This window comes from Bradyrhizobium cedriense (genome assembly GCF_054602315.1).
Genome location: NZ_JBTSWB010000001.1, coordinates 248686 through 272339, shown reverse-complemented (window position 1 = coordinate 272339; position 23654 = coordinate 248686). Strand labels below are relative to the sequence as shown.

Genomic DNA, 23654 nt, shown 5'->3' with positions numbered 1-23654 from the left:
AAGCGCAATGGCCGGGCCGCGGAACATCAGCGTCAGCGAGGCGAGCCGCCCCGTGCTGCCGCGGCACGCCAAGCTGAAATACGACGAGACGCGGCAAGTCTGGGTGATCCTCGCGCCGGAACGGGTGCTGGCGCCGGACGAGATCGCGGTCGAGGTCTTGCAGCTCTGCAATGGTGAGCGCAATGTCGGCGACGTCGCCGATCGGCTTGCCGCCAAATACGCCGCGCCGCGCGAGGCGATCCTCGCCGACGTCATCGTCATGCTGCAGGACCTCGCCGACAAGGGCTTCCTCACCGAGATCAGGGAGAAGACGTCATGAGCGACGTGACCATCCCACCCAGCGACAGCCTCGCGGTGCTCGAGAGGCAACGTTCGGCGGCGGAAACTTTCGGCATCCCGCTCGCGGTGCTGCTCGAGATCACCCATCGCTGCCCACTGCAATGCCCCTATTGCTCCAACCCGGTCGAGCTCGACCGCTCGGCCAAGGAGCTGACCACCGAGGAATGGAAGAAGGTGCTGAGCGAGCTCGCCGAGATCGGCGTGCTCCAGGTGCATTTCTCCGGCGGCGAGCCGACCGCGCGCAAGGACCTGGTCGAGCTGGTCAAGCATGCCAGCGACGCCGGCCTCTACACCAACCTGATCACCTCGGCGGTGCTGTTGACGCGCGAGAAGCTCAGCGATCTCGCGGATGCCGGGCTCTGCCATGTGCAGATCTCGTTCCAGGGCATCGAGGAAGGCCTCGCCGATCGCGTCGCCGGCTACAAGGGCGGCCACCACAAGAAGCTCGAAGTGGCGAAGTGGACGCGCGAGCTCGATCTGCCCCTCACCGTGAACGCGGTGATGCACCGGCAGAACCTGCACCAGCTCCCCGACATCATCCAGATGTCGCTCGACCTCGACGCCGACCGGCTCGAGGTCGCCAATGTGCAATATTACGGCTGGGCCTTGAAGAACCGCGCCGCCTTGATGCCGACCGTGGCGCAGCTCGACGAGTGCACCCGCATCGTGGAGGAGGCGCGCGAGCGGCTGAAGGGCCGGCTGACGATCGACTACGTCGTGCCGGATTATTACGCGCTGCGGCCGAAGAAATGCATGGGCGGGTGGGGCCGGCAGTTCTTCAACATCTCGCCCGCCGGCAAGGTGCTGCCCTGCCACGCCGCCGAGAGCATCACCGGGCTCGACTTCGAATCGGTGCGCTCCAATCATTCGATCGCCTGGATCTGGCAGAACTCCGAGGCCTTCAACCGCTATCGCGGCACCGGCTGGATGAAGGAGCCGTGCAAGTCCTGCGAATTCCGCGAGATCGATTTCGGCGGCTGCCGCTGCCAGGCCTTCGCGCTGACGGGCGATGCCGCCAACACCGATCCGGCCTGCGCGCTGTCGCCGCTGCACGAGACCATCTTCAAGCAGGCCGAGCGCGAGGCGGAGGGCGAGACCAGCCGCTTCCTCTATCGTAACTTCGCCGGCGGCACTCTGGAATCCGAGAATGGGACCTGACGCCGACGCGGCCGCTTCCGTTGGACGTGCCGATCCCTTTGCGCCGCTGACCTCCGACATGCTCGATGTCGGCGACGGCCATGAGCTCCATGTCGAGAGCGTCGGCCGCGCCGATGGAATCCCTGCGGTCTATCTGCATGGCGGCCCCGGCAGCGGCTGCCAGCCCGACCATCGCCGGCTGTTCGACCCCGATCGCTTCTGCGCCGTATTGTTCGACCAGCGCGGCTGCGGCCGTAGCCGTCCCAAGGGATCGCGCGAGCACAACACCACGGCCCATCTCGTCGCGGACATGGAGAAGATCCGCGAGAAGTTCGGCTTCGAACGCTGGATGGTGGTCGGCGGCTCCTGGGGCGCGACGCTGGCGCTGGCTTATGCCGAGGCGTATCCGGAGCGTGTCTCCGGCATCGCGCTGCGCGCCACGTTCCTGGGCACCCGGGCCGAGGTCGAGACGGCGTTCACCGCGCGCCTGTCGCAATTCTATCCCGCGCTGTACGAGGATTTTCTGAGCGTGCTGCCGGCGGAAGAGCGGGGCCGGCCGGTGGACGCCTATTGGCGCCGTATCCTCGACGCCGATCCGACCGTGCACGGCTCCGCAGCGCGGGCCTGGCACGACACCGAGCGCGCTTTGTCCGAGCACAAGCCGGCCAGGACGCGGCTGGACCTGGCCTCGTTGAACGTCTGGCGCACGCTGCCGGCGACACCGTTCATGGAGGCGCATTATTTCGTCAACAACTCCTTCATGACCGAGAACCAGCTGTTGCAAAACGCCGGAAAGCTCGCCGGCATTCCCGGCATCATCGTGCAGGGCCGCTACGACTTGTTGTGCCCGCCAGAGACATCGCAGGCCCTCACGAAAGCATGGCCCGGTTCCGAGCTTCGCATCGTGGAAGGCGCGGGTCATTCGCTCTATGATGCCGGCGTGAGGGACGCGGTCATGAAGTCGATTGCGGACCTCGCATCGAAGATCGGGCGATGAACTTCATCTCCTCATCCTGAGGAGCGCTCGAAGAGCGCGTCTCGAAGGATGAAAGGCCGAGACGCATCAGCGGGGCCTTCATGGTTCGAGACGCCACTTCGTGGCTCCTCACCATGAGGGGATAGTGTGGAAGGACAACAAAAAATGCCGCTCGCCGGGAAAGGCATGCTGCTGACGTCGATGAACATCGACGCGGCCGACGAGGCCGATTTCAACCGCTGGTACGACCGCGAGCATCTGGAAGAGCGCGTCGCGATCGATGGATTCCTCGAAGCGCGGCGCTATGTCGCGCATGCCGCCAATCCCAAATATCTCTCGCTGTACTCGACTGCAACACTCGACGTGCTCGACAGCCCTGCCTATCGGGCGCGGCTCGCAAGCCCGACCGACTGGTCGCGGCAAAGCATGGCGCGCTTCAAGGACATGCTCCGCGTCGTTGCGCGGATCACCGTCAGCAACGGCACCGGCCGTGGCGCTGCGCTCGGTCTGGTGCGGCTGCGGCCGACCCCCGACAATGCGGCCTCCTGGCGTGATGCACTGCAAGACAAGCTGGTGCCCGAAACGCGCGACGGCATCATCTCGATGCACCTCCTGGAGAGCGAGCCGGAATTATCGGGCGCAACGGCGGGAATTCCGGCAACGGGCAACGAAGGCGCGCGCGACTGGTTCGTGCTGATCGACGGCACGCATGTCGGCGCGGTCTCCGCGGTGATCGCCGAGCGTTTCACCGGCCCCGCGGCGGCGCCGCTGCCGCCGCCTATATCCGTCGGCACCTACAGCCTGATGTGGGACCTTGCGAAGAGCGACATCACGCGCGGCTGACGCGCTCATGCGCACCGCAACATGCTGCACCGCCGCATCTGCCCGCGCGGCGTTAATGCCGTGCACGCGTAGCTCCCATGAAAGAGGGGAAGCGCGCAAATTTGCCGTTGTACTTCGGAACGGTTCTAATAAGCTAACCCAATGACGTCATTCAGAAACCAGATCGAGACGCGTTAAGCGTCCGCCACGTTCAACAAAAAGGCCGCGGGGGTCTTTGAGCCTGCGCGGACAGGGTAGGAATGAAACCGACCGATATCGCGGCCCCCGACTACTTTCACAAAGTGGTCGATTGCCAATGGGCCTGTCCTGCGCACACCCCGGTTCCCGAATATATCCGACTGATCGCACAAGGCCGCTACAGCGACGCCTACATGATCAACTGGAAATCGAACGTGTTTCCCGGAATCCTGGGACGCACCTGCGATCGTCCATGCGAGCCGGCGTGCCGGCGCGGACGCGTCGAGGAAACCCCCGTCGCGATCTGCCGCCTCAAGCGCGTCGCCGCGGACTTCAAGGACGACATCAGGCAGCGCCTGCCGCGCCCAGCGGCCAAGAACGGCAAGCGTGTTGCGCTGGTCGGCGGCGGTCCCGCTTCGCTGACGGTGGCGCGCGATCTGGCGCCGCTCGGCTATTACTGCACAGTGTTCGATGCCGATCCGGAAGCGGGCGGCATGATGCGCACGCAGATCCCGAAATTCCGCCTGCCCAATTCGGTGATCGACGAGGAGACCGGCTACATCCTGGGTCTCGGCGTCGACTTCAAGGGCGGCCACCGCATCGACAGCATGAAGGCGCTCCTCGCCGAGAAATATGACGCGGTCTTCGTCGGCTCCGGCGCGCCCCGCGGCCGCGAGCTCGACATTCCCGGCCGCAAGGAAGCAGCGGCCCACATCCATATCGGCATCGAATGGCTGGCTTCGGTCTCGTTCGGCCACACCGACAAGATCGGCAAGCGCGTGATCGTGCTCGGCGGCGGCAACACCGCGATGGATTGCTGCCGCACCGCGCGACGGCTCGGCGGCGAAGACGTCAAGGTGGTCGTGCGCTCCGGCTTCGAGGAGATGAAGGCCTCGCCCTGGGAAAAGGAGGACGCGATCCACGAGGACATCCCGATCCTCAACTTCCTGGTCCCCACAGCCTTCATCCATGACAACGGCAAGCTCACCGGCATCACCTTCCAGAAGGTGAAGGCCGAGTACGACGCCAAGGGCCGCCGCAACCTCGTTCCATCAGGCGAGCCGGACCAGACCGTCGCATGCGACGACGTACTGGTCGCGGTCGGCCAGGAAAACGCCTTTCCCTGGATCGAGCAGGATTGCGGCATCGAGTTCGACAAATGGCACATGCCCAAGGTCGATCCGAACACCTTCGTCTCGACCAATCCAAGAGTGTTCTTCGGCGGCGATGCCGCGTTCGGCCCGAAGAACATCATCTGGGCGGTCGCGCACGGCCACGATGCCGCGCTGTCGATCCACAAGATGCTGTCGGGTGAGGATATCAGCGAGCGTCCACTGCCGGAGGTGCAAATCTCCTCGCAGAAGATGGGCATCCACGAGTGGAGCTATGACAACGACATCTCGGTCGACAAGCGCTACAAGGTGCCGCATCGCGACAAGGTCGTCGCGCTGAAGGACATCCGCACCGAGGTCGAGCTCGGCTACGACGTCAAGCTCGCGCTCGGCGAGGCGCATCGCTGCCTGAACTGCGACGTGCAGACCGTGTTCTCGACCTCGCTCTGCATCGAGTGCGATGCCTGCGTCGACATCTGCCCGATGGATTGCATCACCTTCACGGGCAATGGCGAGGAAAGCGATCTGCGCCAGCGCCTGAAGGCGCCCTCGCTGCATGCCGACCAGGACCTCTACGTCTCCTCCGATCTCAAGACCGGGCGCGTGATGGTCAAGGACGAGGACGTCTGCCTGCATTGCGGGCTGTGCGCCGAGCGCTGTCCCACCGGCGCCTGGGACATGCAGAAATATTTCATCGAGATGACCCACGCAGGTTCCACATGTCCGACAAAAAGCCGATCAGCAGCGTAAACGACTTCGTCGTCCGCTTCGCCAACGTCAACGGCTCGGGCTCGGCCAGCGCCAATGAGATGTTCGCCCGCGCGATCCTGCGCCATGGCGTTCCGGTGTCCCCGCGCAACATCTTCCCCTCCAACATCCAGGGCCTGCCAACCTGGTACGAGGTGCGCGTGACGGAAGCCGGCCATCTCGGTGCCCGCGGCGGCGTCGACATGATGGTGGCGATGAACCCGCAGACCTGGGACAAGGACGTCGCCGGCATCGAGCCCGGCGGCTATCTGTTCTACGATTCCACCAAGCCGATGCCGTCGACCAAATTCCGCGACGACATCACCGTGATCGGCGTGCCGCTCACCGCCATCACCAATTCGACCTACACCGATCCGCGCCAGCGCCAGCTGTTCAAGAACATCATCTATCTCGGCGCACTCAGCGCGCTGCTCGACATGGATCCGAGGCTGATCGAGCAGCTGATCGGCGAGCAATACAAGGGCAAGGAGAAGCTGCTCTCCTCCAACGTCCACGCGCTGCATCTCGGCCGCGACTGGGCGCTGCAGAACCTGAAATGCCCGATCGGGCTGCGGGTGAAGAAGTCCGACAAGGTCGGCGATCGCATCTTTATCGAGGGCAACAGCGCGGCCGCGCTCGGCGCCGTCTATGGCGGCGCCACCGTGTGCGCCTGGTACCCGATCACACCGTCCTCGTCGGTGGCGGAGGCCTTCACCGCCCACTGCAAGAAGTTCCGGCACGATCCTGAAACGGGCAAGGCGAAATACGCCATCGTGCAAGGCGAGGACGAGCTGGCCTCGATCGGCATCGTCATCGGCGCATCCTGGAACGGCGCCCGCGCCTTCACCGCCACCTCCGGCCCCGGCATCTCGCTGATGACGGAATTCATCGGCCTCTCCTATTTCGCCGAGATCCCGGCCGTGATCATGAACATCCAGCGCGCCGGCCCCTCCACGGGCATGCCGACCCGCACCCAGCAATGCGACATCATCGCCTGCGCCTATGCCTCGCATGGCGACACCAAGCATGTGCTGCTATTCCCGGAGGATCCCGCCGAGGCATTCGAGTTCGCGGCTGCGGCGTTCGACCTCGCCGAACGGCTTCAGACCACGATCTTCCTGATGCTCGACCTCGACATCGGCATGAACCACCGGCTTTGCCGTCCGCTGAAATGGGACGACGCCAAGCAGTATGACCGCGGCAAGATCATGACCGCAGAGATGCTGGACGAGGGCCGCGACTTCGGCCGCTATCTCGACGTCGACGGCGACGGCATTCCCTACCGCACCTATCCCGGCACGCATCCGACCAAGGGCTCGTACTTCACCCGCGGCACCTCGCGCGATCGCTATGCGCGCTATTCCGAGGAAGGTTCGGTCTATGCCGACAACATGCAGCGCCTGGTGCGCAAGTTCGAGACCGCGCAGGACCTGGTGCCGCGGCCGCTGCAGGCCAACGCGGAACGGCCGACCAAATATGGCGTGATCTATTTCGGCTCGACTTCGCCGGCAATGGACGAGGCGATCGGATTGCTCGAGGCGCGCGGTCATCAACTCGATCGCCTGCGCATCCGCGCCTTCCCCTTCCATTCGAGCGTGGCAAGCTTCCTCGCCGAGCACGATTTCGTCTACGTGGTCGAGCAGAATCGCGACAGCCAGCTTCGCCAGCTCATCGTCAACGAGAACGGCATCGATCCAGTCCGGCTGGTGCCGATCGTGCATTACGACGGCACGCCGATCACCGCCCGCTTCATCGCAAAAGCCATTGGCGATCACCAGGATCACCTCAAGGTGACCCCGCTCCGCAAGGCCATGTCATGATTTGCGCGCCACTCTCTCCAACGTCATGCCCGCGCTCGTCGCGGGCATCCACGCCTTTCTTCTCCGCCACCAAGACGTGGATGGCCGGGTCAAGCCCGGCCATGACGGGCTTGGCATCGCAGGTGCTCGCATGACCTACATTGCAAAACCGAAATTCCATCATCCGGGCCTCAAGAAGAACGAGCTCGGCTACACGCACCGCGACTACGAGGGCAAGATCTCGACGCTGTGCGCCGGCTGCGGCCACGATTCGATCACGGCTTCGATCATCGAGGCCTGCTACGAGCTCTCGATCGAGCCGCATCGGGTGGCGAAGATCTCCGGCATCGGCTGCTCGTCGAAGACGCCGGACTATTTCCTCGGCAATTCGCACGGCTTCAACTCCGTGCACGGCCGCATGCCCAGCGTGCTGACCGGCGCCAACCTCGCCAACCGCGACCTGATCTATCTCGGCGTGTCCGGCGACGGCGATTCCGCCTCGATCGGCTTCGGCCAGTTCGCGCATTCGATCCGGCGCGGCGTCAACATGACCTATATCGTCGAGAACAACGGCGTCTACGGCCTGACCAAGGGCCAGTTCTCGGCGACCGCCGACCGCGGCTCGAAGAGCAAGAAGGGCGTGACCAACACCGACAACGCCATCGACCTCGTCGCGATGGCGCTGCAGCTCGGTGCCACCTTCGTCGCGCGCTCGTTCTCCGGCGACAAGACCCAGCTGGTGCCGCTGATCGCGGCCGCGATCCGTCACAAGGGCGCCTCCTTCATCGACGTCATCAGCCCCTGCATTGCCTTCAACAATCACGCCGGCTCGACCAAGAGCTTCGATTATGTCCGCGAGCACAATGACGCGGTGAACCGGCTGGACGTGCTGGTCGGCCGCGACCCGATCGCGGTGGACTATGCGCCCGGCACGGTGCAGGTGGTCGAGCAGCACGACGGCAGCAGGATCGCACTGCGCAAGATCGACGCCGACTACGACCCGCATGACCGTCTGGGCGCGATGACCTTCCTGCAGAAGCACGCCGCCAAGGGCCAGATCGTCACCGGCCTGCTCTATGTCGACCCCGATGCGGAAGACATGCACGAGCATCTCAACACGGTCGAGACGCCGCTCAACAGCCTGGAGGCGGACTCGCTGTGCCCGGGCTCGGTGGTGCTGGACAAGTTCAACGCCAGCCTGCGGTGATCATCGGCGCCGCACCGAAACGGGCTGCCTGACTCTCACGGTGATCTTCTCGGACACGACGGGCGGATCGAACGGATAGTGTTTCGCATCGCCCAGCACCAACTGCAGCGTGTGCGTGCCGGGCGGAAGCTCGAGAAACGTTTCGGTTTGCCCTGCTCCGAAATGCAGGTGCGACTTGTCCTGCGGGATCGGCTCCTTGGCATCGATGGGATCGTTGACGTTGACCAGCAAATGATGGTGGCCCGCGTTCTGGTAGTCATCGCCAGCATGCGTCACGCCCATGTTGCGCAGACCGAACCGGACCCAGAATCCAGTACGGATCTTCTGTCCATCCTGCGGCGTGATGAAATAGAGTTTCGCGTCCTTGGGAGCGGTCTTGCCCTGAGAGTAAGCGGCGCCTGGCGGCAATGCGAGCGCCACCGCCAGCGCGGCGCAGCCAATGATCTTCATCAAACCTACTCCAGCTCTAAAGCGCGATGCGATCAGGATGAATCATTATTCTTTGAGCGTGATCTTTTCGGAAAGCCGCCGCACACTTTTCCGGATCTTGCTCAGGGACTGAGCGCGATACGGAATCCATGCGTGGGGTAACGGACATTGGTGTCGTAGCCATCGCGGTTGGACGGCCGCACGTATCTCGAATCGTTCTTCCAGGAGCCCGACCGCAGGACGTGCGATGAGCAGTCGCCGCTGGTCCATGCCGAACCGTCGACCGGCGCACCCTGATAGTTCTTATGCCAGCAGTCCTCGACCCACTGGTCGATGCCGCCACCCATGTCATGGAGGCCGAATGGATTGGGCTTGAAACTGCCGACCTTCGCCGGCTGCTCGGCGGCGAGGTCGCCGCAATCCTTGCATCCGGCCATGCCCGGCTGGAGCTTGTCGCCCCACCAATACTTGGTTTGCGTCCCGCCGCGGGCTGCGTATTCCCATTCGGCCTCGCTCGGAAGCCGGTAGGGCTTTTTCGTCGCCTGCGACAGAAAAGCGGCATATTGCTTCGCGTCGGTCCAGCTCACATTGCTGACCGGCGCATCGTCCTTGCCGGTTGCGGTGAAACCACAGGCGTTCGCAGCCGCGCATTCGTTCCACTCCCGCACCGTCACCGGATATTTTCCAATCGAGAACGGCTTGATCGTGACCTGGTGGACGGGACGCTCGGTCGGGTCATCATTGCTTCCCATCGCGAAACTGCCGCCGCGAATGACGATCATCTCGGGTTCGCGAAGCGGCGTCGCCGATGGGCTGGGTGCCGGCGGCGAAGGCGACGAAGCCGACGAAGCCAAGGATGGCGATGGTTGCGGCGTCTGCGTCGCCGCCTCGCTCGGCAACGGCTGCGGAATCGGTGACGCGGCCGGAGAGGCAATTGGCGCAGCAGCCTGCTCGCCCATCCTGCCTGGCTGCGCCAGCAGATACCAAAGTACGCCTGCGGCCATCATCATGACCGTGAAGGCCAGGAGAAAGATCAGGACATTCTCGCGCCGGCCGCGCGTTCCCCCGACCGCATCTGCATCCGGCAGCACGCGATACACGCGCACCGGGTCTGTGATGTTCTTGACCTTGCGGTCGCCGAGCGACTCATAGCCGCACACCACCTTGTGCTTGATCTGCTCGTAGATCGCGCCCGAGATATAGACCTGACCGGGTTCGGCAATGCCTTCGATGCGGCTGGCGATGTTGACGCCGTCGCCGTAGACGTCGTCCGGCTCCACGATCACGTCGCCGAGATTGACGCCAATCCGGTACTCGAGCCGCGAATGCTTCGGTAGCGAGGCGTTGCGACCGATGAGGTTCTGCTGGATGACGATGCTGCATCGAACCGCCTCGACAGGGCTATCGAAAATGGCGATGAAGCCATCGCCCGTCGTCTTCACCAGAGTACCATGGTGCTCGGCGATGCTGGGATTGATGAGATCGCGTTCGATCCGCTTGACGCGGACATGCGTCCCCTCCTCATCGGCCTGCATGATGCGGCTGTACGAAGCGATGTCACCGACGATGATCGCAGCGAGACGACGAGGCATGGGGTCGTGTGGAGACGCCCCATCCTGATTGCCGGATTTGAAGTTGCGAATTTCGCCCATTGCGGGGGACTCCACATACTGACAAGTCAGCCCCAGCTTACGACCGCCAAAGGCGGCTGTCTGTGAAGGCTACCACATTGACGAACCGAGACAATGTCGCAGCAATTCCCTGTAACGGGTTCCAAAGGATCGAGGCGCCCCGCCGCTTGAACCTTCTTGATCCCATCTGTGACTAAGGCTCCGCCCAAAAGCCACTGGCCCAAAGTCCGCATCGCGATGGTCGCACGAGCGACTTGCAAGGGTTGAACGCGGTGCACCTCGCTTGCGTCTAACAGACAGCAGCTCTGTCCTGCTGCGGCAAGACTCGTCACGCGCTCGAGGCCATCATGAAGCTCTGCATCTTTGCTGCCCTCATTCTGGCTGCGCTGACCGGCGCCGGCCGAGCCGAGGACGGCGACGACGTTCGCGAGGCAAGCAAGGCCGAATCCGAGACCTTCAACGCACGCGTGTATGCGGGTACGCCCGGCAACAAGGCCTACGCCTGCTTCATCCGCCGCTACGATGCGGACCATCTGGCGCGGCATCCCAAGCAGAAGGTTGCTGCGATGAAGTTGCTGATCTCCGCGGAATTCGACGAGGAGGACAAGCAGCTCCACAACTCCTTCCGGCTCGGCTTCAGGTACCGTCACCGCAGCGGCGATTTCGACTCCAGCGGCTCGTGCAACCACGTCGTATTCACGAAGAGCGGCAGCGAAGTGCGTCTCGGCTGCGGCGTCGACTGCGAAGGCGGCGGCATCGGCGTTGCGCTGTCCAAGGACGACAGGTCGGCGATCGTGCGGCTCGAACGGGTGCGGGTCTGGCAGAACAACAAGCCGGATGACGACGCCGAGCATTCGCTCGTGGCCGGCGCCGACGACAAGATCTTCCGCCTCGATCGCGCCGACAATGGCGAATGCGCCTCGCTGGTGACCGACCGCAAGGAACTCGCCGCACTGCGTCACAAGTGATATCTTCGGCGAGCTCGGGCCCACTCGAAGGAGATCGCCATGAACCGCCGGAACATGATGTGGAGCGCCGTTTCGGCCCTGGGCGCGCTGCTTGGCGCTTCCAGCGCAAAAGCTGCCGCGGACGCGGGCGCGGGCAACAAGCTGAAGGTCGTCTATCATCTCAGCGATGCGGAGAAGGTCAGCTTCGTGCTCGGCAACATTCAGAATCACATCGACGGCGTCGGCGGGCCCGAGAATGTGACGATCGCGCTGGTGATCCACGGGCCGGCGCTGAAGGCGTTTCACGCGGCACAGGCCAATCCTGATGTCAGCAGGCGCGTCGGTGACTTCTCCAAGGACGGTATCAAGCTCGCAGCCTGCGGCAACACGATGAAGGCGCAGAACGTGACGCTGAAGGAGTTGCTGCCGGGCTTCGTCAACGCGGAGAATGGCGGCGTGGTCCGCCTCGCCGAGCTGCAGTCGCAGGGATATCTGTATCTGCGCCCTTAGGCTGCGCGAGCTGCCGCGACGTTTTCCGTCTGTGCGGGGAGCCGTTGCGGCGAGACAATCCAAAGTCCCTCGGCGGAAAGATTCTGGATTGCTCTCGCTGCGTTCGCAATGACAGCGGAGGAATGTGCACGACCGAGGCCATATCCCCCAATGCCGCTTGACTTATCCATAACTCCATAGTTATGAGTATATCCATAACTTTCTGGTTATGGATTCGCATGTCCGCCGCTCATGATCTCTTGTTCAGGACACTCGCCGATCCAACCCGGCGGGCGATCTTCGAGCGGCTGTGCCGCGAAGGGGAGCAGACCGTGGGGGCGCTCACGGCGCGATCCGGCGTGTCCCAGCCGGCGGTCTCGAAACATCTGGGCGCCTTGAAGCAGGCCGGGCTGGTGCGCGACCGCCACGAAGGACGCCAGACCCACTACAGCGCGCGGCCAGGCGCGCTCAATCCGCTGATCGACTGGACCGGCCAGATGGCCGGATTCTGGCAGAAGCGGCTCGACGCGCTCGACGATCTCCTGAAGAGGATGGACCAATGAACGAACCTGCAGAGACGCGCTCCGTCGTCATCGAGCGCGAATTTGCCTTTCCGGCTGAGCGGATCTGGCGCGCGCTGACGCAGCCGCATCTGATCGAGGAATGGCTGATGAAGAACGACTTCAAGCCTGTGGTCGGTCATCGCTTCAACCTGCACGGCGAATGGGGCGGCGTGCTGGACTGCGAGGTGCTCACCATCGAGCCGCAGAAGAGCCTCGCCTATACCTGGAATTTCTCGCATGAGGACGCGGCGTTCGACCTGAAAAGCGTCGTGACCTTCACGCTGACGCCGACGAGCACCGGCACGCATCTGCGAGTCGAGCAGGCGGGCTTCCGCCCGACGCAGAAGCAGGCTTTTGGCGGAGCCCATGCCGGCTGGAAGCAGTTTCTCGCCAGGCTGGACGACGTGCTGGCGCGGGCGGGCTAGCACAGCCGGCGCCACTTCCAATCGATTTCAAAGGGAGGACCCAATGAGCACGCAGATGTGGATTCGGCAGATTCATCGCTGGCTGTCGATGGCCTTCACACTCGCGGTCATTGCCAACATCGTGGCGATGATCATGCAGGTGCAGGCCGTGTGGATCGGCTTCCTGGCGCTCGTGCCGCTGATTCCGCTGCTCGCGACCGGGCTTTATCTGTTCGCGCTGCCCTATGTCCGCCGCGGCACCGCGTGAACGAGGCGCGATGATGAAGAAGATGGCAACGGCGAAGAAGACTGGCGCGAAGGACGCGAATGCGGCTTCGCCTTCCAGGATGATCGACGGCCGGATCAAGGAGCTCGGCGACTGGCGCGGCGAGATGTTGAGACGGATCCGCCGCCTGATCAGGGAAGCCGACCCTGATGTCGTCGAAGAGTGGAAATGGCGCGGCGTTCCCGTCTGGGAGCACGACGGCATCATCTGCACCGGCGAGACTTACAAGGCCGTGGTGAAGCTGACCTTTGCCAAGGGCGCGACGCTGGAGGACCCGGCGGGCCTTTTCAACGCCAGCCTCGACGGCAATTTGCGCCGCGCGATCGATATTCGCGAAGGCGAGACCATCAACGAGAAGGCGTTGAAGGCGCTGATCCGGGCGGCGGTGGAATTGAATGCGAGCAAGGCGAAGCCTGCGAAGAAGCGACCGGCCTAAGAGTGTCGTTGTGCGGCCACGAACGCCTTCCTTCTCCCCTTGTCGGAGAAGGTGGCGCGAAGCGCCGGATGAGGGGTCTCTCTCGACACGCGAAAGCGCGGAGAGAGCCCCCTCACCCCGATGAGCTTGCGTCTGCCGGCGGCGCTGCCCTCTCCCACAAGGGGCGAGGGCACATCGACGCGCATCTCGCCCTTCGCTCCGCCCGGTCGCCAGCCTTCAGGCCACCGCGGCGGGGATCGGACGCGGGCTCACGACGTATTCGCGCAGGACCTTGTCGTTGGCATCGACCTCGATCAGCGCGACGTCGTAGGTCCAGAGATCGGCGAGATGCTGGAGCACCCGCTTGGCGTCGGTCTCGTTGAGCTGCGCGCCCTTGATGACGTGGTGATGCAGGATCAGCCGGCGGTCGCCGGAGAGATCGACATCGACCACCTCGATATTGGCGTCGATATAGCCGACGTCGTGTTGCCGGGCCAATTCGCGCCGCACGCGGCGGAAGCCGCGCTCGTCGTGGATGGCATCGACCCGGATGCCGGCACGCTCCTCGGGATCGTCGTGCAGGTGGAACATGCGGAGTTGCCGCATCAGCTTCGGGCTCAGGAACTGGGCGATGAAGCTCTCGTCGCGGTAATTAGCCCACACGTCGCGCAGCACGCCCATGACATCGTTCTTGCCGGCGATGTCGGGAAACCATTCGCGGTCCTCGTCTTCCGGGCTGGTGACGATGCGTTCGATGTCCTGCATCATCGCGAAGCCGAGCGCATAGGGATTGAAGCCGGAGAAGCGCGGATCGTCGAATTCGGGCTGGAACACGACGTTGGTGTGCGATCCCAGGAATTCGAGGAAGTTGCCGTCGCTGATGCGGCCCTGTTGGTGCAGCTGCGTCATGATGCGATAGTGGACGTAGGTCGCCGTCCCCTCGTTCATCACCTTGGTCTGGCTCTGGGGATAGAAATATTGCGCGATGTGGCGGACGATGCGCAGCAACTCGCGTTGCCAGGGCGCCAGCCGCGGCGCGCTCTTCTCCAGGAAGTAGAGCAGGTTTTCCTGCGGCAGGCCGAGCAGCTTGCGGCGCCGTTCGAGCGAGATCGCGGACCGGGTCTTCGAGGCGCCCTTGGGCACGGTGCGCCAGAGGTCGTTGAAGACTTCCTCCTCGTGCTGACGGCGACGCCCTGCCCGCTTCTCCTCCTCGCGCAGATCGAGTTTTTTCTTGCCGGGATAGCGATCGATGCCGTGCGACATCAGCGCATGCGCGGCATCGAGCGTGCGCTCGACCTCGATGCGGCCATAGCGGTCCTCACATTGCATGACGTAGTTCTTGGCGAAATCCAGATAGTCCAGAATGCCGTCGGCATCGGTCCACTGCTTGAACAGATAATTGTTCTTGAAGAAATGGTTGTGGCCGAAGGCAGCATGCGCGATCACCAGCGTCTGCATCGTCGCCGTGTTCTCCTCCATCAGGTAGGAGATGCAGGGCGAGGAGTTGATCACGATCTCATAGGCGAGGCCCATCAGCCCCTTGCGGTAGGACGCTTCATGGTACGCGAACTGCTTGCCAAAGGACCAGTGCTTGTAGAACAGCGGCATGCCGACGGAGGAGTAGGCATCCAGCATCTGCTCGGCGGTGATGACCTCGATCTGGTTCGGATAGACATCGAGCCCGAGATCCTTCAGCGCCACCGCCTCGCAGGCATCGGTGATGCGCTGCAAGGTGTGGAAATCCCAATCCGCGCCTTCGAACAATCGTTCCGTCATGGAGCGGCTTTCTCCTGGGCAGTGTCGCGGCGCTGGAACAGATCATGGAACACCGGAAAAATCTCGCTGCGTTCGGAGACCTTGCGCATCGAGAGCGGTGCGCCGCTGTTGCGCAGGCGCTCATAGAGGGTCCAGAGCGAGGAGTCGGAGAGATCGAAGGCGCTGCCGCCTGATTCGCCGACCTCGAGATAGGCAAAGAACTGGCAGACCGGCAGGATCTTGTCGGTCAGCAGCATGCCGGTGAGCTCGCCGTCGGAATAGGAATTGTCGCCGTCGGAGGCTTGCGCGGCGTAGATGTTCCAGTCCGACGGGCTGAAGCGCTCGCGCACGATCTCGTGCATCGCCTGGAGCGCGCTGGAGACCAGCGTGCCGCCCGAGGCCGGACCGTAGAAGAAGGTCTGCTCGTCCACCTCCTCGGCGCGGTCGGTGTGGCGGATGAAGACGATCTCGACATGCTTGTAGCGCCGCTTCAGGAACACGTAGAGCAGCATGTAGAAGCGCTTTGCCAGGTCCTTCATGTGCTCGGACATCGAGCCGGAGACGTCCATCAGGCAGAACATTACGGCCTGCGCGACGGGCTTCGGCACCGTTTCGAAGCGCCGGTAGCGGATGTCGAGCGGATCGATGAAGGGGATGCGCCTGGACTTCGCCTTCAGCGTTTCGAGCCGAGCGAGCAGCTCCGTGCGTTCGTCCTCGTCCGTGCATGCGGCGATCGCGGCTTCCAGTTCCTCGATCTCGTCCTTGCGGGGACGCTTGAGCGCGATGCGGCGCGCAAGCGCGAGCTTCACCGTCCGGCTCACCGAGATGTTGGCCGGCGAGCCGGACATGGTGTAGCCGGCGCGCTGGATGCCCTCGCTCTCGGTCTGCGCGATCTTGCGCTTGGCGAGATCCGGAAGCTCGAGGTCGTCGAGGAAGAGATCGACGAACTCGTCGCGGCTGAGCACGAAGCGGAAGGCGTCTTCGCTGTCGCCTTCGCCGGGGCCGGAATCCTTGGCACTACCCTGGCCGGAGCGTTGGAGATAATCGCCTTCGACGAACTTCTTGTTGCCGGGCAGCACCATGTCCCGCGTTCCGCCTTCACGGCGGAAGCGCGGCTCGTGCATGCCGTCGAGGGGGATCGTGACCTCACCACCCTCCAGGACATCCTTGATGTCGCGTTCCTGCGAGGTCTTCTTGACGGCGCCCTGCACCAGGGACTTGGCCCGACGCAAGAACCGCTGGCGGTTCTCAAGACTCTTGCCGCCTGGATTCAGGCGCCTGTCAATGATGTGGATGGGCACTTTTCCATTCGCCTCCCATGCACCTCAACCGGCCTGCTTCACGCGCATGTACCACTCGACGAGCCGGCGAACCTGACGCTCGGTGTAGCCGCGCTCCACCATGCGTGCGACGAACTCGCCGTGCTTCTTTTCCGTCTCGCCGTCCTTCTTCGACCCGAAGGAGATGACCGGAAGCAGGTCCTCGACCTGAGAGAATATCCGCTTTTCGATCACATCGCGAATCTTCTCGTAGGAGGTCCAGGCCGGATTCTTGCCGCCGTTCTGGGCCCGCGAGCGTAACGAGAATTTGACGACCTCGTTACGGAAGTCCTTGGGGTTGGCGATACCCGCCGGTTTCTCGATTTTCGTCAGTTCCTGGTTCAAAAGCTCGCGATCGAGCAGCTGGCCGGTGTCGGGATCCTTGAAGTCCTGGTCCTCGATCCAGGCGTCGGCGTAGTCGACGTAGCGATCGAACAGGTTCTGGCCGTAATCCGAATAGGATTCCAGATAGGCCTTCTGGATCTCGTTGCCGATGAACTCGGCGTAACGCGGTGCCAGATCCGCCTTGATGAATTCGAGATAGCGCTTCTCGACCTCCTCGGGCAGCTGCTCGCGCTTGATGGACTGCTCGAGAGCGTACATCAGATGCACGGCGTCGGCGGCGACCTCCTGCGGATCGTGGTTGAAGGTCGCGGCCAGGATCTTGAAGGCGAAGCGGGTGGAGACGCCGTCCATGCCCTCATCGACGCCGGCGAAATCGCGATATTCCTGGACGCTGCGCGCCTTCGGATCGGATTCCTTCAGGCTTTCACCGTCATAGACCCGCATCTTGGCGTAGATCGTGGAGTTTTCATGCTTGCGCAGCCGCGACATCACCGAGAACCGCGCCAGCGTCTCCAGGGTCGAGGGTGCGCAGGGCGCAGCCGCGAGCTCGGAGCCCTGGATCAGCTTCTCGTAGATCTTCTGCTCTTCGGTAACGCGCAGGCAGTACGGCACCTTGATGACGCAGATGCGGTCGATGAAGGCCTCGTTGTTCTTGTTGGCCTTGAAGCTCGCCCATTCCGCTTCGTTGGAGTGCGCGAGGATGACGCCGGTGAAAGGAATCGCGCCGATGTTCTCGGTGCCGATGTAGTTGCCTTCCTGCGTCGCCGTCAGCAGCGGATGCAACATCTTGATCGGTGCCTTGAACATCTCGACGAACTCGAGCACGCCCTGATTGGCGCGGTTGAGTCCGCCGGAATAGCTGTAGGCGTCCGGATCGTTCTGGGCATAGGTCTCGAGCTTGCGGATGTCGACCTTGCCGACCAGCGAGGAGATGTCCTGGTTGTTCTCGTCGCCCGGCTCGGTCTTGGCGATCGCGATCTGGCGCAGCCGCGACGGCTGGATCTTTGCGACTCTGAACTGGGAAATGTCGCCGCCGAAGGCTTCCAGCCGCTTGTAGCACCACGGGCTCATCAGGCCGGTGAGACGACGGCGCGGAATGCCGTATTTCTCTTCCAGCATCGGCCCGAGCTGATCTGGATCGAACAGGCTGAGCGGGCTTTCGAACACGGGCGAGAGTTCATCGCCGGCTTTCAGCACGTAGATGGGGTGTACTTCCATCAGCGACTTCAGCCGCTCGGCGAGAGAGGATTTGCCGCCGCCGACCGGGCCGAGCAGATAGAGGATCTGCTTGCGCTCCTCCAGGCCTTGCGCGGCGTGTCGGAAGAAACCGACGATGCGCTCGATGGTTTCTTCCATGCCGTAGAAGCCGGCGAAGGCCGGGTAGGTACGGATCGTGCGGTTCAAAAAAATACGGCCAAGGCGTGGGTCCTTGGCCGTATCGATCGTCTGAGGCTCACCGATCGCCGCTAGCAGTCGTTCGGCCGCGTTGGCGTATTTCATGGGATCGCTTCGACACGATTCCAGATATTCCGCCATCGACATGTCGTGCTGGCTTCTCGCCTCGAACGACCGAGCGAAAGCGTTGAATAGAGAATCGTTGTACATGATCCCTCTCCGCGTGAGTTCCGCTACAAGCTGAAACGAAAGCAGTTACCGGACCGTTCCTCAGGCCGTTTCGAATCAGCGTGAGCACATGACGATCATTGGACACCCGGGTGCCGACACGACGCAACGCACAACGTAGGCACTCCGTGAGTTACGAACAGGCACATGCCTGTAATTTGTGCGAATCTCTGTCTATATTCGCTCATTTCCAGAAAATGTCACTTGGTCGCAACATCCGGGCGTTCCCGGGGGTGTGCCCGCCCGGCGATGCAGCATAGCGATCCGGGAGCGGCGATCTTATGACACTTGTACGGCGAAGCCTTGGGGGCCGCGTTCATCTTCCTGCTGCAATGCGGCGCGCGGGGTGCTGGCGGCGTGGCAGTCGCGGCAAGCGCGCAGCAGCGTGTCGAAATCTGTCGCCAGGCCCTCCGCGCGGATGAAGATACGACCATCCTGCGCACAACGGGCCAAAGTGGGGATGGCGCACAGCTGGCGCCGCAATGCCGGCGTCGGCGTCAGCACGATCGTCTTCTGGCCGCGGTGGTCTTCAGACGAAATCTCCGCAATCGACTCCCACGGCAGAAATTCGTTGCCGATGCGGAGATCGCGGATGCCGTAGGCAGTGACGACCACCACCGCTCCTCGCTCGGCCGGAAGCATCCAGATCAGCCAGCCGGTCACCAGGCCGAATACCACGACGCCGGCATAGCCGAGTGTCGTGCCATAGTCGCCGAAGCCGTCCCACCAATCGAAGGCAAGGCTTGCACTGAGCAGGGTCATGGCAAAGCCCGCCGCGACCAGCAGCCGCAATTGCGTCACGCATCGATTGATTTCGAGATCGCACGACGCGTCGATGCTGACCGTCGATGCAGCCGGGTTCTGGCTGTCGGCGAGCGCCAAACCTTCCTTATGGGCCTGCATGCTCTTCCCCAAGCATGGCCATTCGCGGCCGAGCCTCGATGCAACGTGGATCCAGATCCACGTTGGCACTCCAGGCAGCCGCTGGCTGACGAGGCGAAGCGGCTGACGTTACGCAAAGAAACTTTGACCGCGTCTTCCGGCCAACGACTTTACGCAACACAGCTACAACCGCCCGGATCGCCATGATCGCGACGGAGTTACACTGGAGGGTATGACTCCCATCCCCTTGATTGGTTCCCTCCCGGGGGCATGTAAGCTAGAGGATAGCGCGTCAGGACCGGCGCGGAAACCCCTCGCCCGCAGGCTTGGAGATAAATAAGCATCATGAATCCCGTCAAAGAACTGGAACAGCACGGCCAAGCCGTCTGGCTCGACTTCCTGGCCCGCGGCTTCATCGCCAAGGGCGACCTGAAGCGACTGATCGAAACCGACGGCGTCAAGGGCGTCACCTCCAATCCGTCGATCTTCGAGAAGGCGATCGGCAGCTCGGACGAGTATGACGCGCCGATCGGCAAGGCGCTGAAGCGCGGCGATCGGACCGTGGCCGACCTGTTCGAGGCCGTGGCAGTCGAGGACATCCAGAACGCGGCCGATGTGCTGCGGCCGGTCTATGACCGTCTCAAGGGCGGCGACGGCTATGTCAGCCTGGAAGTCTCGCCCTATCTGGCGATGGACACCGCCGGCACCGTCGCCGAGGCGCGGCGGCTCTGGAAGGACGTTGGTCGCAAGAACCTGATGGTGAAAGTGCCCGCGACGCCGGAAGGCCTGCCGGCAATCGAGACGCTGATCGGCGACGGCATCAGCATCAACATCACGCTGCTGTTCTCCAAGGCGGTCTACCTCGACGTGGCCGAAGCCTACATTGCCGGCCTCGAAAAATACGTCGCCGGCGGCGGCGACCCCTCGCATGTCGCGAGCGTGGCGAGCTTCTTCGTCAGCCGCATCGACTCGGTCGTGGACAAGCATCTCGACGAGAAGATCGCGCGCGCCAACGATCCCTCCGAGAAGGAACGGCTCGCCGCGCTCAAGGGCAAGGTCGCGATCGCCAACGCCAAGCTCGCTTACCAGGACTACAAGCGCCTGTTCTCGGGGCCCCGCTGGGAGAAGCTCGCCGCCAGGGGCGCCAGGCCGCAGCGCATGCTATGGGCCTCCACCGGCACCAAGAACAAGGACTATAGCGACGTCCTTTACGTCGAAGAGTTGATCGGCCCCGACACGATCAACACGGTACCGCCGGCGACGCTGGATGCGTTCCGCGATCACGGCAAGCCGCGCGACAGCCTGGAAGAGAATGTCGATGACGCCCGGCGCGTGCTGGAGGAGCTGGAGCGCTCCGGCATCTCGCTCGATGCGATCGCCGAGGAGCTGGTCAAGGATGGCGTCAAGCTGTTTGCGGATGCCGCCGACAAGCTCTACGGCGCCGTCGCCCACAAGCGCGCGGTCGTGCTCGGGCCCGCACTGGATCGCCAGCTTCTCTCGCTCGGCGACGGGCTGGGCAAGGCCGTGGCTGAGAGCACCGAGGAATGGCGGGCGTCCGCCAGAATCCGCAGGCTGTGGCAACGCGACAAGTCGGTCTGGACCGGTGCGGACGAGGATAAATGGCTGGGCTGGCTCGACAGCGCGGCCAAGGCGGACGTTGCCAACTACGAAGACTATGCGGGCCGGGTGAAAGGCCAGAAATTCTCGGATGCCGTCGTGCTCGGCATGGGCGGATCGAGCCTCGGCCCCGAAGTGCTGGCCGAGACCTTTGGCAAGAAGCCCGGCTTCCCGAAACTGCATGTGCTGGATTCCACCGATCCGGCGCAGGTGCGGGCGATGGAGGCCAAGATCGACATCGCCAACACCGTATTCATCGTCTCCAGCAAGTCCGGCGGCACCACCGAGCCGAACGCCATGAAGGATTATTTCCACGAGCGGGTTGCCAAGGCGGTCGGCACGAAGGTGAGGACCGGCCATCGCTTCATCGCGGTCACCGATCCCGGCTCGTCGCTGGAGAAGGCGGCGAAGAAGCTGAACTATGCCCGCATCTTCCACGGCGAGCCCTCGATCGGCGGTCGCTATTCGGTGCTCTCGCCCTTCGGCCTGGTGCCGGCGGCGACCGCGGGCATCGACGTCAAGACCTTCATCAAGCATGCGCTGGCGATGGCCCGCTCCTGCGGGCCGGACGTGCCGCCCTCGGAGAACCCGGGCGTGCAGCTCGGCCTCGCCATGGGCCTCGCCGGCCTCGAGGGCCGCGACAAGGTGACGATCCTGGCGTCGAAGAAGATCGCCGATTTCGGCGCCTGGGCCGAGCAGCTGATCGCGGAATCGACCGGCAAGGAGGGCAAGGGCCTGATCCCGATCGAGGGCGAGCCGCTGGGCGATCCCTCGGTCTATGGCAACGACCGGTTCTTCATCGACATCCGTGTCGAAGGCGAGGCGGACGCCGCCCATGATTCGAAGCTCGCGGCGATCGAGGCGGCCGGTCATCCCGTCGTGCGCATCGTCATGAAGTCGATCGAGCATCTCGGCCAGGAGTTCTTCCGATTCGAGATGGCGACGGCGGTTGCCGGCTCGATCCTCGGCATCAATCCGTTCGACCAGCCGGACGTGGAGGCGGCCAAGGTCAAGACGCGCGAGCTCACCGCCGCCTTCGAGAGGACCGGTGCGCTGCCGGAAGAGCAACCCGTCGTCAGCACCAAAGAGGCCGATCTCTACACCGACGGGTCCAATGCGGAGGCGCTCCGCGCCGCCGGCGCCAATGGCGACCTCACCTCATGGCTGAAGGCGCATCTGTCGCGCTCGGGCGACGGCGACTATGTCGCCCTGCTCGGCTACATCGCGCGCGACAAGGCGACCATCGACGCGCTCCAGACGATGCGGCTGGAGGTACGCGAGAAGCGCCACGTCGCGACCTGTGCCGAGTTCGGACCGCGCTTCCTCCACTCCACAGGCCAGGCCTACAAGGGCGGCCCCGACAGCGGCGTGTTTCTCCAGATCACGGCCGATGATGCGCAGGACCTTCCGGTGCCGGGCCAGAAGGCCAGCTTCGGAATCATCAAGGCGGCGCAGGCGCGCGGCGATTTCGACGTGCTCACCGAACGCGGCCGGCGCGCGCTTCGCGTTCACCTGAAGGGCGGGCTCAAGAAGGGTCTCGCGGCGCTCAACGCGGCGCTCAATGACGCTCTGAACTAAGGGAAATGCACATGCAACTCGGCATGATCGGCCTCGGCCGGATGGGCGGCAACATCGTTCGCCGTCTGATGCGCCACGGCCACTCGACCGTGGTCTACGACAAGGACGCCAAGGCCGTCGCAGGCCTCGCCGCCGACGGCGCCGTCGGCTCGGCGACGCTCGAAGAGTTCGTCTCGAAACTCGAGCGGCCACGCACGGCCTGGGTGATGCTGCCTGCAGGGCGCATCACCGAGACCACGATCGAGACGATCGCCGGCGTGATGCAGGCGGGCGACGTCATCATCGACGGCGGCAACACGTTCTGGCAGGACGACGTCCGGCGCGGCAAGGCGCTGAAGGAGCGCGGCATCCACTATGTCGATGTCGGCACTTCCGGCGGCGTATGGGGGCTCGAGCGCGGCTATTGCATGATGATCGGCGGCGAGAAGCAGGTGGTCGACCGGCTCGATCCGATCTTCGCCGCGCTCGCGCCCGGCGCCGGCGACATTCCGCGCACGGAGGGACGCGAGGGCCGCGATCCCCGTGTCGAGCAGGGCTATATCCATGCCGGCCCCGTCGGCGCCGGTCACTTCGTCAAGATGATCCACAACGGCATCGAATATGGCCTGATGCAGGCCTATGCCGAAGGTTTCGACATTCTCAGGAACGCCAACATCGAGGCCTTGCCGGCGGATCACCGCTACGATTTCGATCTCGCCGACATCGCCGAAGTGTGGCGCCGCGGCAGCGTGATTCCGTCCTGGCTGCTCGACCTCACCTCGACCGCACTCGCCGACAGCCCGCAGCTGTCGGAATATTCAGGCTTCGTCGAAGATTCCGGCGAAGGTCGCTGGACCGTGAATGCTGCGATCGACGAGGCTGTGCCGGCCGAAGTCTTGACCGCGGCGCTCTACGCACGCTTCCGTTCCCGCAAGGAACACACCTTCGCCGAAAAAATTCTCTCCGCGATGCGTGCAGGGTTCGGCGGCCACAAGGAACCGAAGCAGCCGAGCGCGGCGAAGCCCAAGTAAGCGTCAACCAAGCGAGGGCCGACC

The 23654-nt window shown here is 63.6% G+C and carries 21 protein-coding genes; 15 read left to right on the top strand and 6 right to left on the bottom strand.

The annotated features are described in order from the left end of the window. Window positions 1-7: 7 nt before the first annotated feature. From pqqD to ACYCVF_RS01275, 7 genes are all read left to right on the top strand, one after another. Complete coding sequence (gene pqqD / locus ACYCVF_RS01305) at window positions 8-319, top strand: pyrroloquinoline quinone biosynthesis peptide chaperone PqqD (protein WP_459596734.1); 312 nt, start codon at window positions 8-10, stop codon at window positions 317-319. Beyond that, the gene (gene pqqE, locus ACYCVF_RS01300) at window positions 316-1497 is read left to right on the top strand and encodes a pyrroloquinoline quinone biosynthesis protein PqqE (RefSeq protein ID WP_459596732.1); all 1182 of its coding nucleotides are present in this window, start codon (window positions 316-318) and stop codon (window positions 1495-1497) included. The genes pqqD and pqqE overlap by 4 nt, the downstream gene beginning before the upstream one ends. Next, window positions 1487-2473 carry a prolyl aminopeptidase gene (pip, locus tag ACYCVF_RS01295; protein ID WP_459596730.1) on the top strand — a complete coding sequence of 329 codons (987 nt, stop codon included), beginning with the start codon at window positions 1487-1489 and terminating at the stop codon, window positions 2471-2473. Before pqqE ends, pip begins: the two co-directional genes overlap by 11 nt. A gap of 144 nt (window positions 2474-2617) precedes the next feature. Beyond that, window positions 2618-3295: a hypothetical protein gene (locus ACYCVF_RS01290; protein ID WP_459596728.1), complete on the top strand. Its 678-nt coding sequence runs from the start codon at window positions 2618-2620 to the stop codon at window positions 3293-3295. 239 nt (window positions 3296-3534) lie between these two features. Further along, window positions 3535-5334, top strand: coding sequence for an FAD-dependent oxidoreductase (locus ACYCVF_RS01285; RefSeq protein WP_459596726.1), 1800 nt, complete (start codon window positions 3535-3537; stop codon window positions 5332-5334). Beyond that, window positions 5304-7151 (top strand): 2-oxoacid:acceptor oxidoreductase subunit alpha, encoded by a 1848-nt coding sequence (locus tag ACYCVF_RS01280; RefSeq protein WP_459596724.1) that lies wholly within the window; start codon window positions 5304-5306, stop codon window positions 7149-7151. Before ACYCVF_RS01285 ends, ACYCVF_RS01280 begins: the two co-directional genes overlap by 31 nt. 130 nt (window positions 7152-7281) lie before the next feature. Beyond that, complete coding sequence (locus tag ACYCVF_RS01275; protein WP_459596722.1) at window positions 7282-8337, top strand: 2-oxoacid:ferredoxin oxidoreductase subunit beta; 1056 nt, start codon at window positions 7282-7284, stop codon at window positions 8335-8337. Here ACYCVF_RS01275 and ACYCVF_RS01270 read toward each other — a convergent pair whose 3' ends face one another. Both ACYCVF_RS01270 and ACYCVF_RS01265 read right to left on the bottom strand, forming a co-directional pair. Then, on the bottom strand, window positions 8338-8787 hold the full coding sequence (locus tag ACYCVF_RS01270) for a DUF4399 domain-containing protein (protein WP_459596720.1): 450 nt from the start codon (window positions 8785-8787) through the stop codon (window positions 8338-8340). A 101-nt stretch (window positions 8788-8888) separates the two neighbouring features. Continuing rightward, window positions 8889-10418, bottom strand: coding sequence for an SUMF1/EgtB/PvdO family nonheme iron enzyme (locus tag ACYCVF_RS01265; protein WP_459596718.1), 1530 nt, complete (start codon window positions 10416-10418; stop codon window positions 8889-8891). A gap of 326 nt (window positions 10419-10744) precedes the next feature. On the opposite strand from ACYCVF_RS01265, the gene ACYCVF_RS01260 reads away from it, so the two are divergent. The 6 genes from ACYCVF_RS01260 (at window position 10745) to ACYCVF_RS01235 (ending at window position 13522) form a co-directional block, all read left to right on the top strand. Further along, entirely contained in the window at window positions 10745-11365 is a 621-nt protein-coding gene (locus tag ACYCVF_RS01260; protein WP_459596716.1) for a hypothetical protein, read from the top strand. A 39-nt stretch (window positions 11366-11404) separates the two neighbouring features. Beyond that, window positions 11405-11854, top strand: coding sequence for a DsrE family protein (locus tag ACYCVF_RS01255; protein ID WP_459596714.1), 450 nt, complete (start codon window positions 11405-11407; stop codon window positions 11852-11854). Between the two features lie 218 nt (window positions 11855-12072). After that, entirely contained in the window at window positions 12073-12396 is a 324-nt protein-coding gene (locus ACYCVF_RS01250; protein WP_027572702.1) for an ArsR/SmtB family transcription factor, read from the top strand. Further along, on the top strand, window positions 12393-12821 hold the full coding sequence (locus tag ACYCVF_RS01245) for an SRPBCC family protein (RefSeq protein WP_459596711.1): 429 nt from the start codon (window positions 12393-12395) through the stop codon (window positions 12819-12821). Before ACYCVF_RS01250 ends, ACYCVF_RS01245 begins: the two co-directional genes overlap by 4 nt. Before the next feature lie 43 nt (window positions 12822-12864). Continuing rightward, window positions 12865-13068, top strand: coding sequence for a hypothetical protein (locus ACYCVF_RS01240; protein ID WP_061020337.1), 204 nt, complete (start codon window positions 12865-12867; stop codon window positions 13066-13068). 13 nt (window positions 13069-13081) lie between these two features. Further along, complete coding sequence (locus ACYCVF_RS01235; protein ID WP_459597945.1) at window positions 13082-13522, top strand: DUF1801 domain-containing protein; 441 nt, start codon at window positions 13082-13084, stop codon at window positions 13520-13522. A gap of 216 nt (window positions 13523-13738) precedes the next feature. On the opposite strand, the gene ACYCVF_RS01230 is transcribed toward ACYCVF_RS01235, so the two are convergent. The 4 genes from ACYCVF_RS01230 to ACYCVF_RS01215 form a co-directional block, all read right to left on the bottom strand. Further along, window positions 13739-15277 carry a SpoVR family protein gene (locus tag ACYCVF_RS01230; protein WP_459596709.1) on the bottom strand — a complete coding sequence of 513 codons (1539 nt, stop codon included), beginning with the start codon at window positions 15275-15277 and terminating at the stop codon, window positions 13739-13741. Continuing rightward, complete coding sequence (locus tag ACYCVF_RS01225; RefSeq protein ID WP_459597943.1) at window positions 15274-16551, bottom strand: YeaH/YhbH family protein; 1278 nt, start codon at window positions 16549-16551, stop codon at window positions 15274-15276. The genes ACYCVF_RS01230 and ACYCVF_RS01225 overlap by 4 nt, the downstream gene beginning before the upstream one ends. 30 nt (window positions 16552-16581) lie before the next feature. Continuing rightward, window positions 16582-18525 (bottom strand): PrkA family serine protein kinase, encoded by a 1944-nt coding sequence (locus ACYCVF_RS01220; protein WP_459596707.1) that lies wholly within the window; start codon window positions 18523-18525, stop codon window positions 16582-16584. Window positions 18526-18822: 297 nt separating this feature from the next. After that, window positions 18823-19446, bottom strand: a complete 624-nt coding sequence (locus ACYCVF_RS01215; RefSeq protein ID WP_459596705.1) for an STM3941 family protein — start codon at window positions 19444-19446, stop codon at window positions 18823-18825. A gap of 324 nt (window positions 19447-19770) precedes the next feature. On the opposite strand from ACYCVF_RS01215, the gene ACYCVF_RS01210 reads away from it, so the two are divergent. After that, window positions 19771-22620 carry a bifunctional transaldolase/phosoglucose isomerase gene (locus ACYCVF_RS01210; RefSeq protein ID WP_459596703.1) on the top strand — a complete coding sequence of 950 codons (2850 nt, stop codon included), beginning with the start codon at window positions 19771-19773 and terminating at the stop codon, window positions 22618-22620. A gap of 11 nt (window positions 22621-22631) precedes the next feature. After that, window positions 22632-23630, top strand: coding sequence for a phosphogluconate dehydrogenase (NAD(+)-dependent, decarboxylating) (gnd, locus tag ACYCVF_RS01205; protein ID WP_459596702.1), 999 nt, complete (start codon window positions 22632-22634; stop codon window positions 23628-23630). Window positions 23631-23654 lie beyond the last annotated feature (24 nt).